Annotated in this window: 18 protein-coding genes; 10 read left to right on the forward strand and 8 right to left on the reverse strand. The window is 67.9% G+C overall.

Going from position 1 to position 23144, the window contains the following annotated elements:
- Positions 1–47: 47 nt before the first annotated feature.
- The 7 genes from AC3RCC_RS04775 to AC3RCC_RS04805 form a co-directional block, all read right to left on the reverse strand.
- Positions 48–1331, reverse strand: coding sequence for a glycosyltransferase family protein (locus AC3RCC_RS04775; RefSeq protein WP_291638569.1), 1284 nt, complete (start codon positions 1329–1331; stop codon positions 48–50).
- Between the two features lie 91 nt (positions 1332–1422).
- The gene (locus tag AC3RCC_RS04780; protein WP_492257771.1) at positions 1423–2202 is read right to left on the reverse strand and encodes a polysaccharide deacetylase family protein; all 780 of its coding nucleotides are present in this window, start codon (positions 2200–2202) and stop codon (positions 1423–1425) included.
- Positions 2199–3347 (reverse strand): glycosyltransferase family 4 protein, encoded by a 1149-nt coding sequence (locus tag AC3RCC_RS04785; protein ID WP_492257772.1) that lies wholly within the window; start codon positions 3345–3347, stop codon positions 2199–2201. Before AC3RCC_RS04785 ends, AC3RCC_RS04780 begins: the two co-directional genes overlap by 4 nt.
- 27 nt (positions 3348–3374) lie before the next feature.
- Positions 3375–4466 carry an ABC transporter permease gene (locus AC3RCC_RS04790; RefSeq protein WP_291638590.1) on the reverse strand — a complete coding sequence of 364 codons (1092 nt, stop codon included), beginning with the start codon at positions 4464–4466 and terminating at the stop codon, positions 3375–3377.
- 98 nt (positions 4467–4564) lie between these two features.
- Positions 4565–5563, reverse strand: coding sequence for an ABC transporter permease (locus AC3RCC_RS04795; RefSeq protein ID WP_291638589.1), 999 nt, complete (start codon positions 5561–5563; stop codon positions 4565–4567).
- A 7-nt stretch (positions 5564–5570) separates the two neighbouring features.
- Positions 5571–7508, reverse strand: a complete 1938-nt coding sequence (locus tag AC3RCC_RS04800; RefSeq protein WP_492257773.1) for an ABC transporter substrate-binding protein — start codon at positions 7506–7508, stop codon at positions 5571–5573.
- Positions 7508–9394 (reverse strand): ABC transporter ATP-binding protein, encoded by a 1887-nt coding sequence (locus AC3RCC_RS04805; protein ID WP_492257774.1) that lies wholly within the window; start codon positions 9392–9394, stop codon positions 7508–7510. The genes AC3RCC_RS04800 and AC3RCC_RS04805 overlap by 1 nt, the downstream gene beginning before the upstream one ends.
- A gap of 337 nt (positions 9395–9731) precedes the next feature.
- On the opposite strand from AC3RCC_RS04805, the gene AC3RCC_RS04810 reads away from it, so the two are divergent.
- From AC3RCC_RS04810 to AC3RCC_RS04820, 3 genes are read left to right on the forward strand one after another with little or no spacing between them, the layout of a single operon-like run.
- A complete protein-coding gene (locus AC3RCC_RS04810; protein WP_492257775.1) occupies positions 9732–12464 on the forward strand; it encodes an ABC transporter transmembrane domain-containing protein in 2733 nt (910 codons plus the stop codon).
- Positions 12461–12910 carry a Crp/Fnr family transcriptional regulator gene (locus tag AC3RCC_RS04815; protein ID WP_291638563.1) on the forward strand — a complete coding sequence of 150 codons (450 nt, stop codon included), beginning with the start codon at positions 12461–12463 and terminating at the stop codon, positions 12908–12910. Before AC3RCC_RS04810 ends, AC3RCC_RS04815 begins: the two co-directional genes overlap by 4 nt.
- Before the next feature lie 16 nt (positions 12911–12926).
- Entirely contained in the window at positions 12927–14699 is a 1773-nt protein-coding gene (locus AC3RCC_RS04820; protein WP_492257776.1) for an adenylate/guanylate cyclase domain-containing protein, read from the forward strand.
- A gap of 19 nt (positions 14700–14718) precedes the next feature.
- On the opposite strand, the gene AC3RCC_RS04825 is transcribed toward AC3RCC_RS04820, so the two are convergent.
- Positions 14719–15330: a hypothetical protein gene (locus tag AC3RCC_RS04825; RefSeq protein WP_492257777.1), complete on the reverse strand. Its 612-nt coding sequence runs from the start codon at positions 15328–15330 to the stop codon at positions 14719–14721.
- 31 nt (positions 15331–15361) lie between these two features.
- On the opposite strand from AC3RCC_RS04825, the gene AC3RCC_RS04830 reads away from it, so the two are divergent.
- The 7 genes from AC3RCC_RS04830 (at position 15362) to AC3RCC_RS04860 (ending at position 23042) form a co-directional block, all read left to right on the forward strand.
- Positions 15362–16027, forward strand: a complete 666-nt coding sequence (locus AC3RCC_RS04830; protein WP_291638560.1) for a class I SAM-dependent methyltransferase — start codon at positions 15362–15364, stop codon at positions 16025–16027.
- Complete coding sequence (locus AC3RCC_RS04835) at positions 16024–17286, forward strand: glycosyltransferase (RefSeq protein WP_492257778.1); 1263 nt, start codon at positions 16024–16026, stop codon at positions 17284–17286. The genes AC3RCC_RS04830 and AC3RCC_RS04835 overlap by 4 nt, the downstream gene beginning before the upstream one ends.
- Positions 17283–18419, forward strand: coding sequence for a glycosyltransferase family protein (locus tag AC3RCC_RS04840; protein ID WP_492257779.1), 1137 nt, complete (start codon positions 17283–17285; stop codon positions 18417–18419). The genes AC3RCC_RS04835 and AC3RCC_RS04840 overlap by 4 nt, the downstream gene beginning before the upstream one ends.
- 285 nt (positions 18420–18704) lie before the next feature.
- Positions 18705–19694, forward strand: a complete 990-nt coding sequence (gene cobS / locus AC3RCC_RS04845) for a cobaltochelatase subunit CobS (RefSeq protein WP_291638557.1) — start codon at positions 18705–18707, stop codon at positions 19692–19694.
- A gap of 66 nt (positions 19695–19760) precedes the next feature.
- On the forward strand, positions 19761–20111 hold the full coding sequence (locus AC3RCC_RS04850; RefSeq protein ID WP_492257780.1) for a GFA family protein: 351 nt from the start codon (positions 19761–19763) through the stop codon (positions 20109–20111).
- A gap of 25 nt (positions 20112–20136) precedes the next feature.
- The gene (gene cobT, locus AC3RCC_RS04855; protein ID WP_291648419.1) at positions 20137–22035 is read left to right on the forward strand and encodes a cobaltochelatase subunit CobT; all 1899 of its coding nucleotides are present in this window, start codon (positions 20137–20139) and stop codon (positions 22033–22035) included.
- On the forward strand, positions 22032–23042 hold the full coding sequence (locus AC3RCC_RS04860; RefSeq protein ID WP_492257781.1) for an esterase-like activity of phytase family protein: 1011 nt from the start codon (positions 22032–22034) through the stop codon (positions 23040–23042). Before cobT ends, AC3RCC_RS04860 begins: the two co-directional genes overlap by 4 nt.
- Positions 23043–23144 lie beyond the last annotated feature (102 nt).

Here is a 23144-nt window from a genome sequence, read left to right on the forward strand (position 1 = left end):
TCCATCACGCCATGCGCGAGAACCGCCAGCTCTGTCTCCCGGCGGGCTCAGCCGGCCGCCATCGCGTTCTGGGCGAGGGTGCGCCCGCGGACCGGGCTCGCAAGATTGTCGGCCAGCGCCCGGCTGATGGCCGGCAGCCCGTCGAGCAGGTTCGGCAGGAAGGCTTGAGACGGTGGCTGGCGCGTCGGCAGCGCGCACAGGGCGCGCGCCATCTGCAGCGGGTCGCGCTGGCCTTCGCCGTTCTGGACAGGGTCGTGCAGCACGTCGATCAGGCGCAGGCTGTCGGCGCGCTCGGCCCTTATCGCCTGCTCCAGCCGCGGCTTGACGCGCGGCACGATCAGCGCCGGCTTGTCGAAGGAGAGGATCTCACAGAAGGTGTTGTAGCCGCCCATGGCGACGACGCAGTGGGCCCGGTTCATCAGCAGTTCGAGCCGGGGCTCGAAGCCGATGCTTTCCAGCTTCGGCAGACGGGCGATACGATCGGTGAATTCCTTGCGCTTCTCGCGCGACATGAAGGGGCCGAAGACGATGAGGGCCGGCAGCTCGATCGTCTGGTCGCTCTCATAGGCGGAGATCACCCAGTCGATCACGCCGGCGCCGTCGCCGCCGCCGCCCGGCGTCACCAGGATGAACGGGCCCTTGGTGATGCGCGGATGCCGGTAAGGCGGCATCGGTGAGGGTACGGCGCGCTTGAGATAGCCGGTATAACGAATCTTGTCGGCGAAGAGTTGCTGGTTGGGCAGGCCGATGAGCGGGTTGTAGATGCCTTCGAGCCCGTAGACGAAGATGTCGTCATAGACATTGGCGAGCGCATCGAGCGCCCCGCTCTGGCGCCATTCGTCATGCACGATGGCCGGTTCGTCGAGCACATCGCGCAGGCCGAGAACGATGCGGGCGCCGCGCCGCCGCAAGATCTCCAACGAAGGCAGCAGTTCGCCGCGCAGCCCGAGTGGCTCCTTGTCGACGATCACCACATCCGGATCGAAGGAGAGTGCGACCTGCTTGATGATCTCGGCGCGCAGCCGAAGCGTGTCGCCGAGATCGAGATTGAGGTGATGCGGCGAATAGCGGCCATCGCCGTGCTTCTCGACGCCGGGGATGCGGACATAGTCGACGCCGTCGCCGAACTGGAAGCTCGAGATCACCGACGAGCCTGAGACGATGATCACTGATATATGAGGATAGCTAGCGACCAGCGAGTTGGCGATCGCCCGGCAGCGGCGGATATGGCCCAGCCCGAAGGTGTCGTGGCTGTAGATCAGGACCCGCGGTGCGTGCGGACTGCCGGGCGCGCGGCGCGCCCCGCTTTCATCGATGAGGCTGAGGGACATGCCGCGTCGCGTCCTCTGCTGGAAGGTCAGACGGCCTCCTGGGGACGGAGAACGCACCGATACTGGCTGAAACCATAGCGCCGCCCGCCGCTCACTCCAAGTCCGCCGGCCGCGCAAAAAGCGTCGCAGGGCTTACAAACTCGACGGCGGGATGGCTAGCGATTCTCCCGAGCAGGGTGTCGAGAAAGGCCCAGCAGGTCGCGTCATGGTCGCGGTGGTGGAGCAGCAGGCCGAACGTCGTCCGGGTTTTCGCCTGGTTGCGGCGCTGAATGAGCAAAGCGAGCATTTCCGCCAGCAGCTTCTCGGGATTGCGGCCGATCCGGCCGCCATGCCAGTCGATCAGGTCGAGGTCGCTGTTGACCAGAACCGGACCGCCCGGCGTGCCGAGGCCGAACTTGCGGAAGCAGGACAGGCCGGTCAGCCCGATTTCGGGCAGGGCCCGGGCAATGGCGGGGGCGATGCGGTTCCAGGGCGGCACGAAGACCGGGAGCGCGCGGGGGCCGAACAGGTCATGCAGGCGCTGCCAACCCTGCGCGATGCCGGCGAGCACGACCTCTGCCGGTCGGTGGTCGCCGACCTCGGACTTCTTCTGCGGAGCCGGTGCGTGGTTCTCGTGGCGGGTGCCGTGCTGGCAGGGGAAAAGCAGCGGTGCGCCTTCGAGGCGCCGCGCCAGCGCCTGCTCGGCGAGGAGCGGGATGGTTGCGAGCAGCACCGGCACGGCATGGCGCTCGGTCAAATCGATCAGGCGCTCGAGCTGGTCGCTCGGGGCGACGGCATCGTCGTCGCGCAGCCACAGCGCGATGCGTCGGCCGGCGAGAGCCCAGCGATCGAGTTCGGCGATGAGGTCATGCCAGTCGGCCGGCGCGTTCATCGGCGCGCTCCGTCACGGCGGGTGCGGTGGCGCTGCAGCGCGTTTTCCAGGGCCGTGCCGAGTATGGCGCAGGCCGCCTCGCCATTGCGCTCCTCGCAGGCGAAGATCCGGGCGGCGGCGCCGAGGCGCTTGCGCAAACCGGGCTGGTCGATCAGGGTCGCGATGGTGCTCGCCAGGGCGTCCTCGTCATGATCCGCGACGAGAAGGCCGGTCCGGCCGGGCTCGACAACCGCCGGGACGCCGCCGCTGTGAAGCGCCGCGACCGGCAGGCCGGCGGCCTGCGCCTCCAGATAGACCAGGCCATAGGCCTCGTTGAGGCCGGGCCAGACGAAGAGATCATGGGCGGCGAGCTCGGCCCGGGTCTCGGCATTGCCGATTCGTCCGAGCCAGCGTAGCCGCTCCGACGGAAGGTCGGCGAAGGCGGCCTCGATGGCGGCGCGCTGGGGCCCGTCGCCGACCAGGGTGAGCGTCCAGGGCCGATCGGCGATCTGGGCGAGGGTCCGGGCCAGGGCGAAATAGCTGTTCTCCTTGGTGCCCTTGCGCATCATGGCGACGACGATGAGGCGAACCGGTTCGCCCGCAGGCCGCGCGGCGCCGGTTCGAGCCGGCCTCTCGCCATCGGCGAGCAGGAAGGGCGGCAGGTCGATCAGCGGGACGTCCCCCGGGAGCAGCTTGGCGAGGCCTTCGCGGTCGCGCGGGGTCATGCAGAAATGCAGGTCGGCCTGCCGGATGGCGGCGCGCGCCAAGCCCGCTGCCGGCGCCCATCCGGCCGCAAAGCGCTTGGGAGCGTCGCTGGCCTCGGCCAGGAGATAGGGCAGGGCGAAGCGTTCGACGAGGGCGGGGCCGATCAGGTCCGGGGCGCGGTAATGGCAATGATAGGTGAAGAACAGGTCGGGCCGGACGGCCGGCTCCTGCCAAGCGCGGGCAAGCTGTTCGATCACCTCCTGCGCCGCCGCCTGGTTGGCGACGAGCTCGGCCTCGCTCGGCTCACGCATGAAGCTGCGCTCGGCCGGCACGATCGCGACGCGATGGCCGAGGCGCTCCAGCAGCGTGACGAGCTGCCGGGCCATGCGCCGGTCGCCGGAGACGGCGCCGTCGCCATAGCGGTTGAGCGGCGTGTGGAAGGCGATCTTCAAGGCAGGCATAAAGGGCAGTCCGGCCGAGGCACGCGCTCAGCGATAGGGATCGGCTGCGTCGCGCAGGCCGTCACCGAGGAAATTGAAGGCGAGGATGATCAGGATGACCGGGACGCACGGATAAAGCAGCCAGGGATAGAGCGCCACCACGTTGATGTTCTGCGCTTCGTTGAGCAGCACGCCCCAGCTGGTGATCGGCGGCCTGAGGCCGAGGCCGAGGAAGGAGAGGGCGGTCTCGCCGAGGATGGTCTTTGGCACGGTGATCGTCGCGGCGGCGATCAGATGGCTCATGAAGCCAGGCACGAGATGCAGGCCGATGATGCGGGCGGGCTTTGCTCCCATCAGCTGGGCGGCGACGACATAATCCTCCTCGCGCAATGAGAGAAGCTTCGAGCGAACGGCCCGCGCCAGCCCGGTCCAGTCCATCAGGCCGAGGATCACGGTGATGCCGAAATAGACCAGGAGCGGGCTCCAGGAGGCCGGCATGATCGCGCTCAGGGCGAGCCAGAGCGGGATATGCGGCAGCGACTGCACGATCTCGATCAGCCGCTGGACGAAGAGATCGACCTTGCCGCCATAGTAGCCGGCGATGCCGCCGATGATCACGCCCAGCACGAAGGAGACCATGACGCCGAGCAGGCCGATGGTCAGCGAGATGCGCCCGCCATAGAGGATGCGCGAGAACATGTCGCGGCCGAGCCGGTCGGTGCCGAGCAGGAAGAGCGTGCCGCCCTCCGGCGGACAGAACAGCCGCAGATTGCCGGGGAAAAGGCCCCAAAAATAATAGTCCTCGCCGCGACAGAAGAAGCGGATCTGCTGCGGGCGCGAGGTGTCGACGTCGTATTCGCGCTTCAGATTCTCCATGTTGAGGCGCTGGGTATAGGGGTAGACGAAGGGGCCGAGGAAGCTGCCTTCGTGGAAGAGGTGCACGCGCTGCGGCGGGGCGCGGATGAAGTCGGTGTCGCGGGTCGTATAGTGATAGGGTGCGAGGAACTCGCAGATCGCCACCGAGAAATACATCACCAGGATGACGACGCCGGAGATCACCGCGAGCTTGTGCCGGCGGAATTTCCACCACATCAGCTGGAGCTGCGAGGCGAGATAGACGCGCTCTTGCTCCGGCGACATCTTCTCGACGGCATAGGGCTCGAACGGCACCGTCGACCAGCGATGCGGCAAGGGGGCAGGGCCGGCGGCGGGCTCGTTGGCGGGGGGCGGCGAGGTCGTCACTTGGTCGCCGTTCCCTGCAGGCGGATGCGCGGGTCGAGGATCGCGAGCGCAATATCCGAGATGAGCACGCCGATCACCGTCAGGAAAGACAGGAACATCAGGAAGGAGCCGGCGAGATACATGTCCTGGCTCTGCAGGGCGCGGATCAGCAGCGGGCCGGTGGTCTGCAGCGAGAGCACGATGGCAACGATCTCGGCGCCGGAGACGATCGAGGGCAGGATGTCGCCGATATCCGAGATGAAGAAGTTCAGCGACATGCGTAAGGGGTATTTGCGCAGTGCCTTGCCGGGCGGCAGGCCCTTGGCGCGGGCGGTGACGTAATACTGCTTCTGGAGCTCGTCGAGCAGGTTGGCGCGCACTGAGCGGATCATCCCGGCGGTGCCGCCGGCGCCGATGATGATCACCGGTATCCAGAGATGCTCGAGCACCGATTTGAACTTCGCCCAGCTCATCGGCTGGTTGAGATATTGCGGGTCGACGAGCCCGCCGATCGAGGTGCCGAACCAGACATTGGCGAAATAGAGAAAGATCAGCGCCAGCAGGAAATGCGGCACGGCGAGGCCGATCAGGCCGATGAAGGAGAGCCCGTAATCGCCCCAGCTGTACTGATGCGTCGCCGAATAGATGCCGATCGGGAAGGCGACGATCCAGGTGAAGATGATGGTGAAGAAGGAGACCACCATGGTCAGGAAGAGCCGGTCGCCGACGATGTCGCGGACCGGCAGCTGGTATTCGAAGGAATAGCCCATGTCGCCGCGCAGGAGGCCGGTGACCCACCAGAAATAGCGCTCCAGTGGCGGCTTGTCGAAACCGTATTCCTTCTTCAGGAACTCGACGCGGCTCATGTCCGCCTTCTCGCCCTGGGCCTGCATCTCGGCGACCATGGTCTCGAAATAGTCGCCTTCCGGCAGGTTGATGACCGTGAAGATCAGGGCGCTGGTGATCAGCAGCGTCGGGATCATCACCAGGATACGCTTGAAGATGTAGCTCAGCAGCACGGCGTCACGGCTCCCGCTTTGCCGCCGGCGCGTCGGCGAACCAGAAGGTGTCCGGCAGATAGCGGCCGAAGAAGGCGCCGGGCTCGAAGCTGTAGAGCCCTTTCTCGGGGACGTTGCGCAGGTCCCTGGAAACCACGACCGGCTGAAGCGTGGCGTTGATCACGCCGATCGAGAAGAGCTGCTCGGCATTGATCCGCAGCATCTTCTGCCAGATCAGCCGGCGCTCCTCATGGGTCGTCGAGCGGCGCCAGGCGATGTAGAGCTCGCTCAGCTCCCGGGCCTCCGGCAGATCGGGCGCCTCGCCCTCGCGCCCGCCGGATTCGAAGAACTGGCCCCAGCGCGGCCAGTTGAACTGGCTGGACGAGGTCGGCGCCAGCGCGTCGGGCTCCATCTCGGCGGCGACCAGCGCATTGTCCATGCCGGTCCAGACCGACATCACCGTCTGGCCGGCGAGGATGCGACGGCGGAAGACGTCGAGCTGCGAGGAGCGCGGGTGCATCTTCAGGCCGATGGCGCGGAAATCCTCCTTCAGCAGATCGAGGATGTCGGTCTCCTCGGTCGAGGCGCCGGCGGTCTCGATGGTGAATTCCAGGCGCCTGCCGTCGGGAAACAGCCTGATGCCCTCCGAATCGCGCTTGTCGAGCCCGATCTCGTCGAGCAGGCGGTTGGCCTCCGCCCGGTCCTGCTTCATCCACATATGGGCGAGCGAGCGGTCGTGGAGCGGGCTTTCGGGCAGGGCGGTGTTGCCACTTTCCTTGGCCAGGCCGAAGAAGATGACCCGGTTGACGTCCTTGCGGTTGATCGAGAGCGAGAGCGCTCGGCGCCAGCGCTGGTCGCGGTTGAGCGTGCGCCAGGCCGGATCGACGGCGTTGAGATTGGGCATCAGCGCGAAATAAGCGCCTTCCGCTCGCTTCCAGAGCCGGACGTCGAAATTCATCCGCTTCGAGGCTTCCTTGAGGAAGGTGTAGTTGTCGAAGCGCAGATAGCGAGCCTGCAAATCGGCCTCGCCGGCCGCGGTCTTGGCCGGGATCAGCGATGCCGTGCCGATATTGATCTTGACCTCGTCGACATAGGGCAATTGCCGGCCATTCTCGTCGACGCGATGGAAATAGGGGTTGCGGACGAAGATGAACTGCTCGGCCGGGATCGGCGTGGTGTTGCGCCAGGCATCGAGCGTCGGCAGGTCGGGGTTCTCCGGGCGGTACTGGCGCGAGAAGCGCTCGTGCAGCGCCCCCCAGTCCTTGACGCGGATCTCCCGGACCTTTTTCGCCAGCGCCTCCTTGTCGGCATAGCGCTCATGGAATTGCCGCAGATAATGGGCGGGCATGGCGATGTAGAGCGGCTGCGCACCGGCCAGCGCCGGCAGGAAGACCGGGTTCGGCCTGGCCCAGGAATAGCGCAGCGTATGCTGGTCGAGGATTTCGAGTGTTGCCTTCTCGTCGGCGATGACTAGGGCCTGGGGCGGCCCGCCCGGCGAGAGCCGCTTGTTGTTGGCGACATCCTCCCACCAGTAGCGAAAATCCTCGGCGGTGAAGGGATGGCCGTCGGACCAGCGGTGCCCGGCCCGCAGCCGCAGGGTGAAGATGCGCCCCTGCTCGACCTCGACGGATTCCAGCAGGTCCGGCACGAGGTCGAGCTTTTCGTCATAGCCGACGAGACGGGCATAGCCGTAGATCGTCATCATGCGGATGTCGCGCTGGTCGCCCATCAGCATGCGCACCGTGCCGCCATGTCGGCCGGGCTCGCGCCCCATCGCGCCGACATCGATGACGCGTGGATTTTGGGGCAGCCGCTGCGCGAGCGGCGGCAGCTGCCCCGCCGCGACCTGGGCGGCGAGGGCGGGGCTGTCGATATAGTCCTGGGCCCGGGCGGCACCTGCGAAGGGAACCGTCTGTGCGGCCAGCGCGGCGAGCATCGCCAAGGTTTCGCGCCGCGTCGTCATCAGGCGAGCTCCCTGACGTCTGCGCCCTGGCGGGCGAGCACGAGATGGCCGGCGCCGAGATCGAGATGGGCGAGCCGCTCGCCATCGCCCTCCGGCTTGAAGCAGGCCGGCCAGTGCCGCATGTCGGAGGCACCGCCGGGCGCCGCCAGCTTGAAGTCGAGCTTGCGGTCGAGATCGGCGAAGGGGACCGATTTCAGCAGCGCCTTGGTGTAGGGGTGGACCGGCGCGCTGAACAAGGTGTGGCGCGGAGCGAGCTCGACGATGCGGCCATTGGCCATTACCGCGATCCGATCGGCCATGTAGTTCACCACGGCGAGATTGTGCGAGATGAACAGGAAGGTCAGCCCGCGCTCGGCCTGGAGATCCTTGAGCAGGTTGAGGACCTGGGCCTGGACCGAGACGTCGAGCGCCGAGACCGGCTCGTCGCAGATGATCAGGTCGGGATCGAGTGCGAGGGCGCGGGCGATGCCGATGCGCTGGCGCTGGCCGCCGGAGAAGGAATGCGGATAGCGGTTGAGGAAGCGCGGATCGAGCCCGACATCCTCCATCAGCGCCCTGACGCGAGCCTTCTGCTCGGCGCCGTCGCCGCGCTCATGGATGGAAAGCGGCTCGCGCAGGATGTTCATCACCGTCATGCGCGGCGAGAGCGACGAGACCGGATCCTGGAAGATCATCTGGACGCGGGTGCGGAAGCGGCGCAGCTCCTCGCCCTTCAGCCCGAGCACATCGGTGCGCCGCTGGCCGTCGTCGAACCAGACCTCGCCGGAATCGGCGGTGACCGCCCGCATGATCAGCTTGCTGACCGTGGTCTTGCCGCAGCCGCTCTCGCCGACCAGGCCGAGGCACTCGCCGCGCCTGATGTCGAAGCTGACATCGTCGACCGCCAGCACGGTCGCTTTCGTGGACTTGCCGAAAAAGCGGCTGGAACCGGTGGTGTAAGTCTTGCGCAGATGGCGCACTGCGAGCAATGGCGCGTCCTGGCTGCCGGCGGGGCGCGGGGCCGGCTGCGCCTTGGCCGTGGCCGGCGGGCGCGGGCGCGCCTCGCGCAGCGCCACCAGCCTTTCGCCCTCCTGCATGTCGAAATGCGGCGAGGCGTTGAGCAGAGCCTTGAGATAGGGGTGCTGCGGACGGCGGAAGATATCCTCGGCCGTGCCGCTTTCCATGATCTCGCCATGGTAGATCACCACGACCTCGTCGGCCATGTTGGCGACGACGCCGAGATCATGGGTGATGAGCAGGATCGCCATGCCCATCTCGGCCTGGAGCTCGCGCATCAGGTCGAGGACCTGGGCCTGGATGGTGACGTCGAGCGCGGTGGTCGGCTCGTCGGCGATCAGCAGAGCCGGCTCGCAGATCAGCGCCATGGCGAGCATGGCGCGCTGGCGCAAGCCGCCGGAGAGCTCGAACGGGTAGAAGCCATAGGCCCGCACCGGGTCCTTGAAGCCGACGCGCTTCAGCATCGCGGCGATCAGCTCCCTGGCCTGCGGTTTGGGCATCGGCCGGTGCAGGAGCAGCGCCTCTTCGATCTGGTTGCCGATGGTGTGGACCGGCGAGAGCGAGGACATCGGCTCCTGGAAGATCATGCCGATGCGCCCGCCGCGCAGCGCTCTGATCTCCTTGCCTTCCGCCGGCAGCGCGGCGATGTCGATCGCCATCGCCTGATCCTGTGGATCGCGGAACAGGATCTGCCCGCCGGTGACGCCACCGGCCCGCGGCAGCAAGCCCATGATCGCCTGCGAGATCACCGATTTGCCCGAGCCGGATTCTCCGACGAGCGCCACCGTCTTGCCGGCGGGGATCCGGAAAGAGGCGCCCTTCACGACATCGCGAGCGAGGCCGTGGACGGTGAAGCCAATACGCAGGTCCCTGATCTCAAGAATATCCATGAGCGGCGAACGCCGTAGCCCCTGTTCGGTTGCCGCCGGCAGGCCCGGCCCGCCGGCATTCTGGTACCATCTCCGGCGCCGATCCCCGATCCGTCAATCCGTCGCAGATTGTCCTGCCTCGATGACGTCCGCGCAACATATCTGCAGCCGGAACGGGCGCGATTCCCGTCCCGGTCGGCGGGCTCGGCTTCCCCCCTGCGACGGAACTTGAAATAGTGGTTCTTGTCGAGTCCCTGGGCCTGCCTGCCGCGCATTGCACGACGACGAGAACTGACCACATATGAGCCTGCGCCGGGCCGGCTTACCGGCGCTCGCGGCCTGAGCACGGGATCACCCCTTGGAGAGAAGCCTCTTCCGTTACGTCTGGCAGAAGAGCCGCGTCGAGCAGATCGTCGTTCTGCTGATCATCCTCGTCTCGATCCCGTTCAACTGGGCCTCGTTCGACGTGCCCAAGCGCATCGTCAACGACGCGATCCAGGGGGGGGCCTTCAGGAACGGCAGGACCTCGGTGACGGTCTTCGACTGGACCCTGCACCTGCCCGATCTCCTCGGCGGCGGCAGCCTGCCGATCTTCGAGGGCTTCCAGGTCGGGCAACTCGGCCTGCTGCTGTCGCTGAGCTTCTATTTCCTCGGCCTCGTGCTGATCAATGGCGGCTTCAAATACGCCATCAACGTGCGCAAGGGCATTCTCGGCGAGCGCATGTTGCGGCGCATGCGCTACGATCTTTTCGCCCAGTTGATGCGGTTCCGTCCGGAGGATATCCGCGCGGTCAAGCCGGCCGAGGTGGCGAGCATGATCAAGGACGAGGTCGAGCCGATCGGCAGCTTCGTCGGCGACGCCTTCATCCAGCCGGCCTTCCTGCTCAGCCAGGCGCTGACGGCGCTGGTCTTCATCATGATGCAGAGCGTCTGGCTCGGCTCGATCGCACTTTTGATCGTGCTGATGCAGGCGGTGATCATCCCGATCCTGCGCCGCGAGCAATTGCGCCTCGGTCGCGAGCGCCAGATCGCCTCGCGCCAGCTCGCCGGCCGGATCGGCGAGATCGTCGATGCCGGCCCGACAATCCAGGGCCATGGCGCGACCTCCTATATCCAGTCGGACATTGCCGGCCGGCTCGGCACGCTGTTCGATATCCGCTTCGCGCTCTACAAGCGCAAATTCGCGGTCAAGTTCCTGAACAACCTCTTGGCGCAGATCACGCCCTTCTTCTTCTACGCGATCGGCGGCTTCTTCGCGTTGCAAGGCCGGCTCGACATCGGCCAGCTCGTCGCCGTGATCGGCGCCTATCGCGACTTGCCGCCGCCGGTGAAGGAGCTGATCGACTGGGACCAGCAGCGCAACGACGTCATGATCAAATACGAGCAGGTGATCGCGCAGTTCAATCCGCGCGAGACGCTTGAGCTCGAGGAGAAGGACGGGGTTGCGAGCCTGCCGAAGCAGGGCGAGATCCGGCTCGACAAGGTGGAGATGTCGGATCATCGCGGCCAGCCGCTGCTGCTGCCGCTTTCCTTTTCGGTGAAGCGCCCCGGCTGCATCGCCCTGATCGGGCCGGCCGGTGGCGGACGCGACACGCTCGGACGCATTCTCGGCCGGCAGAGCATGGGCTATGAAGGACGGGTGCTCATCGATGGCCGGCCACTGAGCTCGTTCAGCGTCGAGAGCGCCAGCCATATGATCGGCTATGCCGGCCCGGATGCCGAGATCATCAATGGCCGGCTGCGCGATAATCTGCTGCTGCCGCTGAAGCGGCGGCGACCGACGATCCGGCCGGGCCGTTCGGTCGATCAGACCGAGCATCGCCGCTTCATCGAGGCGTTGCGCGCCGGCAATACGCCGCTGCCCTTCACTGCCGACTGGAACGACTATGAAGGCGTCGGGCTGGAGGGCGCCGATGCCCTGGAGGCGTATGTGCTCGCCGTGCTCGACATGCTCGGCTGCTCCGACGAAATCTATGAGCTCGGCCTCGATGCCAAGGTGATCGCGCCGCTGCCGGAAGGGGCGGCCGAGCGCATCATCGAGGCGCGCCGGGTGGTCACCGCCGAACTGGCGCGGTCGAATCTGGGCGGGCTGATCGAGACCTTCGATCCCGAGCGCTACAACGCCAATGCGACGATTGCGGAGAACCTGATCTTCGGCGCGATCCGCAACGGCCGCAGGCCGGCGGAGGTGCTGCTCGAAGATTCCTACGCCAGATCCGTGCTCCAGGCGGAAGCGCTCGAGGAGCCGCTCACCGAGATCGGGGCGCGCATCGTCAACACCCTGGTCGAAATCTTCGCCGACATGGTCCAGGGCCAGGCGCTGTTCGCGCGCTATGGTTTCGGCGGCGACCTCGATATCGAGAAGCTGAACGAGCTCGCCGAGGCGCTGCGCCGGCACGATATGCGTGGGCCGCTCGACCCGGAGACGCAACGCGAGGTCATGGGGCTGGCGCTGCGCTATATCGAGCCCAAACACCGGCTCAACCTGCTCGACGATGCCCTGCAGCGCCGCATCCTGCGCGCGCGCCAGACCTTCAAGACCTACCAGCCGCCGGAGAGCAGCGAAGAGGTCGAGTTCTATGATCCCAACGACGTCATCCACGGTGCCAGCGTGCGCGACAACCTGTTCTTCGGCCGTCTCGGCTTCGGCGCCGATGCCGGGGAGAAGGTGGCGGCGATCGTCCGCAACGCCTTGTCGCGGGCGGGCCTGGACGCGGCCGCCTACCGCCTCGGGCTCGACACCGATGTCGGGCCGCGCGGCCGCCATCTGCCGCTGCGGCTGCGGCTGATGGTGCCGCTCGCCCAGGCGCTGATCAAGCGCCCCGATATATTGGTGCTCGATCTCGACGGCTTCCTCGCTGCGGGCAGCGATCCTGCCGGGCTGGTTTCGCGTCTCATTGCCCATTGCCGGGAACAGACGCTGTTCCTGCTCTTGACCGACCCCCACCTCGCTGCCGATATCTCGGAGAAGCTGGTTTTCCGCGGTCCGGCCGGCCAAATTCCGGGCGAAGACGAGGCCGAAGGCGAGGCCGATGAGCTCATCGCACCGCTGCCGCAGGACGGCGCCGGGCGGATCGAGGCGAGAACATGACGCTCGAGCGCGATATCAACTGCCTGAAGGAGGTTCCGCTTTTCCGGACCCTGCCGGCATCGCGCCTCAAGCTGCTCGCGCTGATGGGGGAGCGGCGGCATTTCCCGGCCGGAACCCTGATCAGCGAGGAGGGGCAGAGGCCGCAGGAGGTCTACTGCATCCTCCAGGGCGAGATCGAGATCTCGCACCCGCTGGCGAGCGGTGAGGCGCATTCCTTCCGGCTGGCGACGGGAAGCCTTCTCGGCGACGTGCCGCTGCTTTCCAACGAGCCGACGGTCGGCCGGATCACCGCCAAGACCGATGTTTCGATGTTGCGGCTGCCGCGCGAATTGTTCTTCGAGCTGCTCGACGGCGTTCCTGAATTTGCGGTGGCGCTGTCGCGCGACCTCGCCACGCGGCTGTACCGGCTCGCCGGTGCCGTCCTGCGCGGCGAGAAGACGCAGTGATCTCGCGAGGGCAACTATGAGCTCGATTCCGAATTCGGGCCCGTCCACTCCGGGCGGCCGGGCCAGCGCCTCCAATTTCGAGCAGGTGAATTCCTGGAGCCGCGACGTGCGCTTCGTCTCGGGCTGCATCCTGATGCTGTTCGCGACCACGCATTTCCTCAATCACGCGGTCGGGATCTTCGGCCTCGCGGCGATGGAGACGGCGCAGCTCTGGCGGCATGGGTTCTGGAGCAGCAAGCTCGGGCTCGTCCTGCTCTATGGCTCGCTGATCATCCATCCCGTCTTCGCGCTGCTGCGGGTGGCGCAGCGCCGGACCTTCCGCATGCCGATGCGCGAGGTGCTGCAGATCGCGCTCGGCGTGGTGATCCCGCTGCTGCTGATCGACCATATCGTCGCGACCCGTGTCCAGGGCGCGCTGTTCCTGCAGGACGAGAGCTATCACGCCGTGCTGCGCCGGCTCTGGCCGAATCTCGCGCTGACGCAGAGCCTGCTGCTGCTGCTGGTCTGGACGCATGGCGTGATCGGGCTGCACTTCACCTTCCGCACCCGCGAGAGCTATGCGCGCTGGCGCGACCCTTTTCTGCTGGCGGCGATCCTGGTGCCGCTGCTGGCGCTGATCGGCTTCGTCGTCGCCGGGCGCGAGGCGCGGCTGATGGCGCTGCCGCCGGAACTCTACACCACGCAGCAGGCCGATTCCTTCAACCTGCACGTCACCTGGGCGAAGCGGGCCTTCTTCGGCCTGGTCGGAGGCTTCGTGCTGTTCGTCGCGATCCGCGAGCTGCGGGCCCGGGCGCTGGGCGCGATCACCGTCCGCTTCGTCGGCCATGGCGTGCGCAAGGTCGTGCCGGGCTTCACCCTGCTGGAAATGTTCCGTCGCTTCGGCATTCCGCATGCGGCGCTGTGTGGCGGGCGGGCCCGCTGCGCGACCTGCCGCGTGCTGGTGCTCGACGGCGCCGACGATTTGCCGCCGCCCGGGCCGAACGAGGCACGGCTGCTGCGTCGCATCTCGGCTGGCGAGCGGGTCCGCCTCGCCTGCCAGATCCGGCCGAAGCACGACCTCCAGGTCCAGATCCTGCTCGCCGCCAGGCAGCGCGGTGCCGGTCCGACAGGGGCGCTCGATCCCGCTGCCGGCATCGCCAGGAAGGGGCTGACCGTGATGGTCGCCGATCTGCGCGCCTTCACGGCCCTGGCCGAAAGGCAGCTCCCGCAGGAGCTGATGACCCTGCTCAACCGGTTCTATGACGAGATGTCCCAGGCGATCGCCGCCCATGGCGGCCGGATCGAGTCGATCTATGGCGACGGGCTGATGGCCATCTTCGGCCTCGAGACCACGCCCGCCCGCGCCGGCATGGCCGCGATCGCCGCCGCCGGCGACATGATGCGGGCCGTCGAGGCGCTCAACCGCGAATATGCGACGGCCCTGCCCTTGCCGCTGCGCATCGGCATCGGGATCCATGGCGGGCCGGCGATCATGGGCGCGGTCGAGAATGAGAGCATCGGGCGGCGCGAGATCACGGTCGGTGAAACCGTGATGATCGCCAGCCAGCTCGAGGCGGCGACGCGCCGGCTGCTTTCCGACATCATCGTCTCGGCCGAGACGGTCGCTGCCACCGGCCGCAGCTTTCCGGGGCTGATCTCCTACAAGATCGCGATCAAGGGCCGCGACAAGCCGATGCAGGTCTTTGGTTTCGGTGGCGTGCCGGAGAAAGCGCCGCCCGCCAAGGGCGAGCCGGCGTCGCCTCGCGGCAAGCGCCCGGCCAAGGCCGAGGCGGAAGGTGATCCGGATTGACCGCCGCCGGCGGGGCGGCTCAGCGAGCGCTTTTCCCGTGCCTGTCGAAGACGAGGAAGCGTCGGCGGTCATAGCCCACCTTCACTAATCCGGCGTCGTTGAGCCTGATCTCGGCATCGATCATGGCCGGCGCATCGCGTGCCGCCAGCAGGGGGCCGATCTGCCCAAGCGCGCGTTCCAGCCCGAGGGCATGGTCGATGACCATCACCTCGGCGCGTCGCGCCAGGGCGAGCAGCGCGTCGTCCAGCGCCGGCGCGCCGCCAAAGGGCTTCAGTGAGAGGCCGAGCAGGACCAGGCCGAGGCGGCCGGCTCCCTGATCGAGCTCGACCTGCTGCAGCTTGACGGCGAGATGGCGGACGCGGCAGGGCGCGCCGTTCAGGGTTTCGGCGGCAAAGGCCGGGATCTTCGGGTCGATCACCGTGACCGAGGCGGGGCGGTGGGTCAGGAAGCCGGTGATCGGCAGGCCGGCGCCGCCGATCTCCACCACATGCTCGCAGCCGCGCAGGGCGTGGGCGGCGAGCACCTGGCGCAGCTCGGCCGCGGGACCGGCGAGATGCGGCAGCCTCGTGCCGCTCGCCGCTGCGCTGGTCTTTGGCGGCGACTGTGAATATGGTCCGGCGCGTTCCGTCACCTTCCGCTCCCTTGCCCTGCCGATCGCCCGCATGACCAGCGCGCTGCCCGCCGACGCTCTTTACGACATTCTGCGCGGCGTCGCCGCTCTGACCGACCAGCCGATCGTCGCCGATCTCGCCCGACTGGTCGGCAAGGGCGCGCCTTCCGATCTCTCGATCGCGTTCAATCACAAGCAGATCGCCTCGAAGCGTTGGCTGGTCGACAGCCTGGCCGCGGCGATGCCGCGGCCGGATGGCCCGGTCTGGGTGCTCGGCGCCTGGCATGGGGTTCTTGGCGCCATGCTGCTGGCGGACGAGCGGCTTTCGATCCGGCAGGTGGTGAGCGTCGATCTCGACCCGCGCTGTGCCGGGATCGCCGAGGTCCTCAACCATCGGCACGTCGCTTCCGGGCGCTTCCGGGCGGTCACGGCGGATATGATGGCTCTCGACTTCACCGATCCTGCTGGTGCCGGCCCAGGCCTCGTCGTCAACACCAGTTGCGAGCATCTCGATGATGTGCCGGGCTGGCTGGCGAGCCTGCCGGCCGGATTGCCGCTGGTGCTGCAGTCGAATGATTATTTTCGCGAGCCCGACCATCGCAGCTGCGTCGCCTCGCTGGAGGCCTTCCGGGAGCAGGCGGGGTTGTCGGAGCTGAGTTTCGCCGGAGCCCTGCCGGCGAAGAACTATACCCGCTTCATGCTGATCGGCCGCAAATGAGTGCGGACAAGTCGGCCGGGCCGCCGCTCGCCATCGCGATGAAAGGCTATCCGCGCCTTTCCGAAACCTTCATCGCGCAGGAGCTGCTCGCCCTGCAGCGCTGTGGCCTGCCTTTCGCGATCTGGTCGCTGCGCCATCCGACCGATGCTGCCAGACATCTGATGCACAAGGAGATCGCGGCGCCGCTGCATTATCTGCCGGAATACCTGCATCACGACTGGCCGCGCGTCCTGCGCGGCCTCGGTTCGGCCCTGCCGCGGCCGAGCCTGCTGCGGCTGCTCGGCGTCTTCCTGCGCGATCTTGCCCGTGATCCGACGCGCAACCGGCTGCGCCGCTTCGGCCAGGCCCTGGTGATGGCACGCGAACTGCCGCCCGGAACGCGGCATCTGCATGTGCATTTCCTGCACACGCCGGCTTCGGTGATCCGCTATGCCGCGCTCAGCCGCGGGCTGTCCTGGTCGTTCTCGGCCCATGCCAAGGACATCTGGACGACGCCCGATTGGGAAAAGCGCGAGAAGATCGCCGATGCAAGCTGGGGCGTGACCTGCACCCGGGATGGTCATGCCGAGCTCGCCCGGCTGGCCGATGGACCGGACAAAGTGGCGCTGCTCTATCACGGGCTCGACCTCGCCCGCTTTCCGCCGCCTCCGGCGAGGCCGCCGCGCGATGGCGGGGAGACCGGGGACCCGGTGCGTCTGCTCAGTATCGGCCGCGCCGTCGAGAAGAAGGGCTTCGACGATCTCCTGAACGCGCTAGCAGCCCTGCCGGCGGGACTCGCCTGGCGCTTTACCCATATCGGCGGCGGCGAAAGGCTCGGCGCGCTGAAGGCACAGGCGGAGGCGCTCGGCCTCGCGGGGCGGATCGAATGGCGCGGCGCGCTCGCCCAGGACGGCGTGGTGGCGGCGCTGCGCGAGGCCGATCTGTTTGTGCTGCCCTCCAAACAGGCCGGCGACGGCGACCGCGACGGGCTGCCCAATGTGGTGATGGAGGCTGCGAGCCAGGGGTTGGCGATCGTCGCGACCGATTTCGCCGGCATCCCGGAATTCGTCCGCCATGACAGCGAAGGGCTGCTGGTCGCGCCGGGCGATGTCGCGGCCCTGTCGGCCGCGCTCGGAGCCCTGGCCGGCGACCCGTCGCGGCGCGAGGCACTGGGCGCCGCGGCCCATGCCCGCCTCCAAGCCGATTTCTCGGCGCAAGCGGGGCTGGCCCGGATCCATGCCGCATTGCTGGCGGAGGTCGAGCGCGGGAAGGGGCCATGAGCGGCCGCGTCCTGATCGCCGTGACGCATCTGCTCGGCATCGGCCATCTGGTGCGGGCGCGGCATCTGGCCGGGGCGCTGGCGCAGGCCGGATACGAGGTCGTGCTCGCCAGCGGCGGCATGCCGGATGGCAGGGCTGCGAACGGCTATCGTTTCGTGCAACTGCCGCCGGTGCGGGTCGTCGGCACCGATTTCCGCAATCTGCTCGACGAGGAAGCAGAGCGGGCGACGCCGGAGCGTCTCGGGGCGCGGGAGGCGGGGCTGGCCACGCTGGCGCGGGAGCTGCGGCCCGACATCGTCATCACCGAGCATTTTCCCTTCGGTCGGCGTCAATTGGCCGGCGAGTTTCTGGCGCTGATCGAAGCGGCGCGCGCGGCGCGGCCGCAGGTGGTCGTCCTCTCCTCGATCCGCGACGTGCTGGTCGCACCGCTGCGGCCGGAGCGCCTGGCAGAGGCGCATAGGCGCCTCGAAGACCTGTTCGACGGGGTGCTGGTCCATGGCGACCGTGCATTCCTCCCGCTCGAGGCTTCCTGGCCGGTGCCTCCGGCGCTCGCCGAAAGGCTGCACTATACCGGCTATCTCGCCGCTCCGGCGCCGGTGGCCGAGGCGCCCGCCGCGTCCGGCGGGATCCTGGTCTCCGGTGGCGGCTCGGCGGCGGCGCTGCCGCTCTTCCGGCTCGCTCTGGCGGCGGCGGAGCTGCTGCCGGCACAGGATTGGCGCCTCCTCGTCGGCCATGGCGTGGCGGAGCCGGACTTCGCCGCTCTCCTGCGGCAGGCGCCGGCGAACGCGATTGTCGAACGGGCCCGGCCGGATTTCCCGGCCCTGCTGCGCAACTGCGCGCTCAGCCTCAGCCTGGCCGGCTACAACACCGTGCTCGACCTGGTGCAGGCAGGGCCGCGGGCGCTGGTCGCGCCCTTCGATGCCGGCAACGAGACCGAGCAGGCGATACGCGCGGCCGCGCTCGAACGCGCCGGGCTGGCGCGCCTGCTGCGGCCCGAAGCCGGCCCCGGGGTGCTCGTCGCGGCGATCGACGAGGCGCTCGCGGGCGGGCGCCCGCAGCGGGTGTCGGTCGATCTCGACGGCGCGGCAGGGGCGGTCGCGGCGGTGCGGAGGCTCGCGACGAAACGACGCTAGGGCAACGGGGTGATGGCCTGCCGCGAGCCGGATGAAACCGGTGCCGGGCAAGGCGAGCCGCGCGGAGGGCCGAGTGGATCGCGATTTCGCGGCCGGCAATGGGCCATGGCGATCCGCCCTGCGCAGGAATGCGCCCCGGCGAAGCGCCGGCATGCCTCCGGCGAATACCTCATGCGAATTGCCGCTACGGTGCTTTCGCTCTAATGAGGTTGCACACGCCTCCCTTTCGGTCGGCTCCAGGACACCGGGTGTTCGCCGGGCCTGTCCTGCGCCCGGAGAAGAATGATGACAGCAGCGACTACCGCCGCCCCCGGCATGCCGGACATGAAACTGTCGGTTCGTCAGGTCTTCGGCATCGACAGCGATCTGGAAGTGCCGGCCTATTCGCAGACCGAGGCGCATGTGCCGGATCTCGATCCGGATTACCGATTCGACCGCGACACCACGATCGCTATCCTCGCCGGCTTTGCCCATAACCGCCGCGTGATGATCTCCGGCTATCACGGCACCGGCAAGTCGACCCATATCGAGCAGGTCGCGGCCCGGCTGAACTGGCCCTGCGTGCGCGTCAATCTCGACAGCCATGTCTCCCGCCTCGATCTCGTCGGCAAGGACGCGATCGTGCTGAAGGAAGGCAAGCAGATCACCGAGTTCCAGGACGGCATCCTGCCCTGGGCGCTGCAGAACAACATCGCGCTGGTCTTCGACGAGTACGATGCCGGCCGCCCGGACGTGATGTTCGTGATCCAGCGCGTACTCGAGCAGTCGGGCAAGCTCACCCTGCTCGATCAGAAGCGCGTCATCCGCCCGCACCCCGCCTTCCGGCTGTTCGCCACCGCCAACACGGTCGGCCTCGGCGACACTTCGGGCCTCTATCACGGCACCCAGCAGATCAACCAGGGCCAGATGGACCGCTGGTCGATCGTCACCACGCTGAACTATCTGCCGCACGACAACGAGGTTGCGATCGTCCTCGCCAAGTCGAAGCACTACCAGACCTCGCCCGAGGGCAAGGACATCGTCAACAAGATGGTGCGCGTCGCCGACCTCACCCGCAACGCCTTCATGAACGGCGATCTCTCGACGGTGATGAGCCCGCGCACGGTGATCACCTGGGCCGAGAACGCGGCGATCTTCGGCGATATCGGCTTCGCCTTCCGCGTCACCTTCCTCAACAAGTGCGACGAGATGGAGCGGGCGCTGGTGGCCGAGTTCTTCCAGCGTTCCTTCGGCAAGGATTTGCCGGAGAGCGCCGTCAACGTCGTCCTGAGCTAGGCGAGGGAAATCGGGGCCGCCGCCGCAGGTCCGCGGCGGGGCAGGCCCAAGCGGAGGAGGCAGGTGATGGCGCGCTACGAAGGCAGCTGCCATTGTGGACGGGTCGCCTATGAGGTCGAAGCCGATCTCGGGCAGACGATCACCTGCAACTGCTCCTATTGCCAGCGCCGAGGCTCGGTGCTGGCCTTCACCCCAGCGCAGAACTTCACCCTGACCAAGGGTGAGGACGCGCTGACCGAGTACCGCTTCAACACGCAGAAGATCCAGCATCTGTTCTGCGAGAGCTGCGGCATCGAATCCTTCGCGCGCGGCGAGATGCCGGACGGTACGCAGATGGTCGCGATCAACGCCCGCTGCCTCGCCGACGTCGAGCCGACCGAGCTCAACAGCACCGCCTATGACGGGCGCTCGCGCTGAACCCAGCCAGGGAGACCGCAAGGCCTTGTCCATCTCCAACCGCAAGCCCGGCACGCCCAAGGAAGCGCCAGCCGAACCGCTGAAGCGTGCCGTCTCCGGCGCGATGAAGGCGATTGCGCGCAAGCCGGAGATGGAGATCGTCTTCGCTGCCGACAAACCCTCCCTGGTCGGCGAGCGCGCCCGCCTGCCCGAGCCGCCGCGCAAGCTCACCGCCCAGGACGTCGCGATCCTGCGCGGCCATGCCGATTCGATGGCGCTCAGGCTCGCCTGCCATGACGCCTCGATCCATCGCCGCGCCGCGCCCGAGGGCGACGCCGCCCGCGCCGTGTTCGACGCCGTCGAGCAGGCGCGCGTCGAATCGCTCGGCTCGCGCCGGATGGCCGGCATGGCCGGCAATATCGGCGCCATGCTCGAGGACCGCTATCACCGCGGCGGGCGCTATGAGGAGATCACCGACCGCGCCGACGCGCCGCTCGAGGACGCGCTCGCCCTGATGGTGCGCGAGCGCCTGACCGGGTTGAAGCCGCCCAAGGCGGCGCAGAAGCTGGTCGAGCTCTGGCGCGAGGAGGTCGAGGGGAAGGCCGGGGCCGATCTCGACCGGCTCGCCAGATCGGTCGAGGACCAGCGCGGCTTCGCCCGTACCGTCCGCGACATGCTGGCCTCGCTCGACATGGCCGAGCAGACCAGCCAGGGCCAGGACGACGAGGAGGACGAGGACGAGAACGACCAGTCCTCGGAGGATCAGGAGCAGCAGGAAGGCGAGGCCGAGCAGGAGAGCCAGGGCGAGCGTTCCGAGACCGAGGTCAGCGAGGACGCCGCCGAGGAGATGCAGGAGGGGGCCTCCGAGGCCGCCGACGCACCGGCCGGCGACTGGGACGAGGAGGATGACAGCTCCGAGGCCGAGGAAGCCGGCGAGGCGCCGCGCCCGCGCGACAGCCGCGCCAATGAGCGGCCGCAGACCGACTACAAGGCTTATTCGACCAAGTTCGACGAGATCGTCACCGCCGAGGAACTCTGCGATGCCGAGGAGCTGACGCGTCTGCGCGCCTATCTCGACAAGCAGTTGGCGCATCTTCAGGGCGTCGTGGCGCGCCTCGCCAACCGGTTGCAGCGGCGCCTGATGGCGCAGCAGAACCGCTCCTGGCAGTTCGATCTGGAGGAAGGCGCGCTCGATCCCTCGCGCCTGCCGCGCATCATCATCGACCCGTTCCAGCCGCTCTCCTTCCGGCAGGAATCGGACACGAATTTCCGCGATACGGTGGTGACGCTGCTGATCGACAATTCCGGCTCGATGCGCGGCCGGCCGATCACGGTCGCGGCGACCTGCGCCGACATCCTGGCGCGCACGCTGGAGCGCTGCGGCGTCAAGGTCGAGCTGCTCGGCTTCACCACGCGCGCCTGGAAGGGCGGGCTCTCGCGCGAATCCTGGCTGCAATCGGGCAAGCCGGCGAATCCCGGCCGTCTCAACGATCTCCGCCATATCATCTACAAGGCGGCGGATGCCCCCTGGCGCCGGGCGCGCAAGAATCTCGGGCTGATGATGCGCGAGGGACTGCTCAAGGAGAATATCGACGGCGAGGCGCTGGACTGGGCGCATAAGCGCCTGCTGGCGCGGCCGGAGCAGCGCAAGATCCTGATGGTGATCTCGGACGGCGCGCCGGTCGACGATTCCACGCTCTCGGTCAATGCCGGGAGCTATCTCGAGCGGCATCTGCGCCATGTCATCGCCGAGATCGAGACCCGCTCGCCGGTCGAGCTGATCGCGATCGGCATCGGCCATGACGTCACCCGCTACTATCGCCGCGCCGTCACCATCGTCGATGCCGAGGAACTCGGCGGGGTGATGACCGAGAAGCTGGCGGAGCTGTTCGAAGAGGATGCCGGCGCCGCCACGGGCGGGCGCGTCTCCCGCCGTCTGCAATGAGCCTCAGCCGACGCGGCCTGCTGGCCGGCCTCGGCGCGGCCGCGCTGGCGCCGGCCGCGCGCGCCCAGGCGATCGAGCCTGGCCGCTCCTCGCTCAAGGTCTCGGGCCGCCCGCTCTCGGTCTTCGAGCCGGGCAATCCGACGAAGACCCGCTTCGGCCAGCTCGTCTTCCGCAGCGGGCTCGTGCTCAGCGCTGGCCATCCGCGCTTCGGCGGCTTCTCCGGGCTCTGGCGCTCGCCTGACGGCACGCAACTGGTGGCGGTGAGCGACAAGGCCTCCTGGCTGACGGGACGGCTCGTGCGGCGTGACGGCTGCCTCGTCGGGTTGGAGCAGGCGGAGATCGCCCCGGTGCTCGGTGTCTCGGGTCGGCCGCTCGCTCGCTCGCGCTATTACGATACCGAAGCGCTGGCGATCCAGGACGGCATCGCCTATCTCGCCGTCGAGCGCACCCATGACATCCTGCGCTTCGACTGGGCGAAATATGGCGTCGAGGCGCGAGCGCGGATCGTGCAGCTACCGCCGGCGGCGAAGCGCCTGCCGAGCAATCGCGGCATGGAGGCGCTCGGCGTCGTGCCCGCGGGGCATCCGCTCGCCGGCGCCCTGGTGGCGATCTCCGAACGCTCGGGCAAGGAAGACGAGCCGACCAGCGGCTTCATCATCGGCGGGCGTCAATCGGGGACCTTCCAGGTCATTCGCCGCGACGGCTACGACATCACCGATCTCGCCTTCCTGCCGGGCGGCGACATGCTGCTGCTGGAGCGCTGGTACCGGCCGCTACGGGGCGTCGGCATGCGCATCCGCCGAATCGCCGGAGCCTCGCTGCGGCCGGGTGCCCGGCTCGACGGGCAAATCCTGATCGAGGCCGATCTCGGCCAGGAGATCGATAACATGGAGGGGATGGCCGTCCACCTGGAAGGTGGGCGGACCATCATCACCCTGATCTCGGACGATAATTTCTCGACCTTCCTGCAGCGGACGGTGCTGCTGGAGTTCGAACTGGCGCAATAGCGGCGCTCGTCATGCCCGGGCCCTGACCCGGGCATCTCAACCCGAACGAAGCGCCGACCTGCGCCCTTGTGTCAGGAGATTCTCGGGGCTGCGCTGCGCCCG

This window comes from Allobosea sp. GW823-FHT01F03 (genome assembly GCF_058798075.1).

Coding starts and splice junctions, on each gene's coding strand:
- AC3RCC_RS04775 (WP_291638569.1), bottom strand. CDS start 1,331: ATGTCCCTCAGCCTCATCGATGAAAGCGGGGCGCGCCGCGCGCCCGGC.
- AC3RCC_RS04780 (WP_492257771.1), bottom strand. CDS start 2,202: ATGAACGCGCCGGCCGACTGGCATGACCTCATCGCCGAACTCGATCGC.
- AC3RCC_RS04785 (WP_492257772.1), bottom strand. CDS start 3,347: ATGCCTGCCTTGAAGATCGCCTTCCACACGCCGCTCAACCGCTATGGC.
- AC3RCC_RS04790 (WP_291638590.1), bottom strand. CDS start 4,466: ATGTCGCCGGAGCAAGAGCGCGTCTATCTCGCCTCGCAGCTCCAGCTG.
- AC3RCC_RS04800 (WP_492257773.1), bottom strand. CDS start 7,508: ATGACGACGCGGCGCGAAACCTTGGCGATGCTCGCCGCGCTGGCCGCA.
- AC3RCC_RS04805 (WP_492257774.1), bottom strand. CDS start 9,394: ATGGATATTCTTGAGATCAGGGACCTGCGTATTGGCTTCACCGTCCAC.
- AC3RCC_RS04815 (WP_291638563.1), top strand. CDS start 12,461: ATGACGCTCGAGCGCGATATCAACTGCCTGAAGGAGGTTCCGCTTTTC.
- AC3RCC_RS04820 (WP_492257776.1), top strand. CDS start 12,927: ATGAGCTCGATTCCGAATTCGGGCCCGTCCACTCCGGGCGGCCGGGCC.
- AC3RCC_RS04830 (WP_291638560.1), top strand. CDS start 15,362: ATGACCAGCGCGCTGCCCGCCGACGCTCTTTACGACATTCTGCGCGGC.
- AC3RCC_RS04835 (WP_492257778.1), top strand. CDS start 16,024: ATGAGTGCGGACAAGTCGGCCGGGCCGCCGCTCGCCATCGCGATGAAA.
- AC3RCC_RS04840 (WP_492257779.1), top strand. CDS start 17,283: ATGAGCGGCCGCGTCCTGATCGCCGTGACGCATCTGCTCGGCATCGGC.
- cobS (WP_291638557.1), top strand. CDS start 18,705: ATGACAGCAGCGACTACCGCCGCCCCCGGCATGCCGGACATGAAACTG.
- AC3RCC_RS04850 (WP_492257780.1), top strand. CDS start 19,761: ATGGCGCGCTACGAAGGCAGCTGCCATTGTGGACGGGTCGCCTATGAG.
- AC3RCC_RS04860 (WP_492257781.1), top strand. CDS start 22,032: ATGAGCCTCAGCCGACGCGGCCTGCTGGCCGGCCTCGGCGCGGCCGCG.